3 protein-coding genes and 1 tRNA gene are annotated in these 2280 nt (G+C 60.4%); all 4 read left to right on the forward strand.

Annotation, left to right across the window (positions count from 1 at the left end):
• Positions 1–1190, forward strand: a 1190-nt coding sequence (gene tuf, locus HKN37_01680; protein NNE45349.1) for an elongation factor Tu, incomplete at its 5' end; no start/stop codon positions are given.
• Positions 1191–1207: 17 nt separating this feature from the next.
• Positions 1208–1283, forward strand: a tRNA-Trp gene (locus tag HKN37_01685).
• An 85-nt stretch (positions 1284–1368) separates the two neighbouring features.
• The gene (gene secE / locus HKN37_01690; protein ID NNE45350.1) at positions 1369–1713 is read left to right on the forward strand and encodes a preprotein translocase subunit SecE; all 345 of its coding nucleotides are present in this window, start codon (positions 1369–1371) and stop codon (positions 1711–1713) included.
• 3 nt (positions 1714–1716) lie between these two features.
• Positions 1717–2250 (forward strand): transcription termination/antitermination protein NusG, encoded by a 534-nt coding sequence (gene nusG, locus HKN37_01695; GenBank protein NNE45351.1) that lies wholly within the window; start codon positions 1717–1719, stop codon positions 2248–2250.
• Positions 2251–2280: the final 30 nt, after the last annotated feature.

Here is a 2280-nt window from a genome sequence, read left to right on the forward strand (position 1 = left end):
TGTCGAAGGCAAAATTTGAGCGAACGAAGCCACATGTCAATGTGGGGACGATAGGTCACGTGGATCACGGTAAGACGACGCTGACGGCGGCGTTGACGAAGGTGATGGCGGAGAAATTCGGCGGTGACGTATCGGCGTTTGATGAGATTGACAAGGCGCCGGAGGAGAAGGCTCGGGGCATCACGATTGCGACGGCGCACGTGGAGTACGAGTCGGATGCGCGCCATTACGCTCACGTGGACTGTCCGGGGCATGCTGACTACGTCAAGAACATGATCACGGGCGCGGCGCAGATGGACGGCGCGATTCTGGTGGTGAGCGCGGCAGACGGTCCGATGCCGCAGACGCGGGAGCACATCTTGCTGGCGCGCCAGGTGGGTGTGCCTTATATCGTGGTGTACCTGAACAAGGCGGACATGGTCGACGACGAGGAGCTTCTGGAGCTGGTTGAGCTCGAAGTTCGGGACTTGTTGTCGACGTACGAATTTCCTGGCGACGACACGCCGATTGTCACGGGTTCGGCGCTGAAGGCGCTGGAAGGCGACAGTTCGGAGATCGGGACGCAGTCGATCGAGAAGCTGGTGGCGGCGCTGGACGAGCATATTCCGTTGCCGGAGCGGCCGGTGGACGGCGCGTTCATGATGGCGATCGAGGACGTGTTTTCGATATCCGGCCGCGGCACGGTGGTGACGGGTCGAATCGACCGGGGCATCGTGAAGGTTGGCGACGAGATCGAGATTGTCGGCATCAAGGACACGGAGAAGACGACGTGTACGGGCGTTGAGATGTTCCGGAAGCTGCTGGACGAGGGTCAGGCGGGAGACAACGTAGGCGTGTTGCTGCGCGGCACGAAGCGCGAGGACGTTGAGCGCGGTCAGGTACTGGCGAAGCCCGGTAGCATCAATCCGCACACGAAGTTCGAGTGCGAGGTGTATATCCTGACGAAGGAAGAGGGTGGCCGTCACACGCCGTTCTTTAAGGGTTACCGGCCACAGTTTTATTTCCGGACGACGGACGTAACGGGAGCGGTGGAGCTACCGGAAGCGACGGAGATGGTGATGCCGGGCGACAACGTGCAGATGAAGGTGGAGCTGATTGCTCCGATCGCGATGGAGGAAGGTCTCCGGTTCGCGATTCGCGAGGGCGGCCGCACGGTTGGTGCCGGTGTCGTGGCGAAAATTCTCGACTGACTCACCCGAAAAGCGGAAGGCCAGTAGCTCAATTGGCAGAGCGGCGGTCTCCAAAACCGCAGGTTGGGGGTTCGATTCCCTCCTGGCCTGCCATCCGCGGGCAGCCGATTGGCGAACGCTTTAGCTCAGAGAGTCCCTGAGGACAATGGATACAAAGGCAGAATCCAAGCCGACGATAATGGACACGGTGCTGTTGCTGCTGTCAGTAGCAATACTCGTGGGCAGTATCTTCGCGTACTACTACTACGCCAACGAGTCGGTGCTGTTGCGCACGGCCGGCGTGCTGGTGGCCTTTGGGCTCGCGATCTGGGTCGCGTTCCAGTCGGCTCAGGGCAGGACGCTGTGGTCTTTCATTCACAGCTCGCGCACGGAGCTGCGCCGGGTCGTCTGGCCGTCGCGGGAAGAGACGATCCAGACGACGCTGATCGTCCTCGTTTTCGCTGCGATCATGGGCACGTTCTTCTGGCTGCTGGACATTTTTCTGCTGTGGTTCACACGCTTCATCACCGGTCAGGGGGCGTAAGACATGGCGCAGCAATGGTATGTCGTGCACGCGTACTCGAACTACGAGCACAAGGTGAAGAGCTCGCTCGAGGAGCGCATCAAGCGATTCGGCCTCGAGGAAAAGTTCGGCGAGATACTCGTTCCGACCGAAGAGGTCGTCGAGATGCGCGACGGCAGCAGGCTCAGGAGCGAGCGCAAGTTCTTCCCCGGCTACGTTCTCGTCAAGATGGAGATGGATGACGAAACCTGGCATCTCGTCAAGGAAGTGCCGAAGGTGCTCGGGTTTATCGGCGGCTCGAGCGACAAGCCGGCGCCGATTTCCGACAGCGAGGCCGATGCGATTCTGAATCGTGTCCGGGAAGGCGCTGATCAGCCGCGGCCGAAGGTGCTGTTCGAGCCCGGCGAGGTCGTTCGCGTCGTGGATGGACCGTTCAACGACTTCAATGGCGTCGTCGAACAGGTGAATTACGAGAAGAGCAAGGTTCGCGTCGCCGTCCAGATTCTCGGGCGATCGACGCCGGTCGAGCTCGATTTCGGTCAGGTCGAAAAGGCTTAAGACAGCCCACAACAGTCTCAGGAAAGGCGA

This window comes from Rhodothermales bacterium, from assembly GCA_013002345.1.
In the GTDB taxonomy this organism is placed as follows: Bacteria; Bacteroidota; Rhodothermia; order Rhodothermales; family JABDKH01; genus JABDKH01.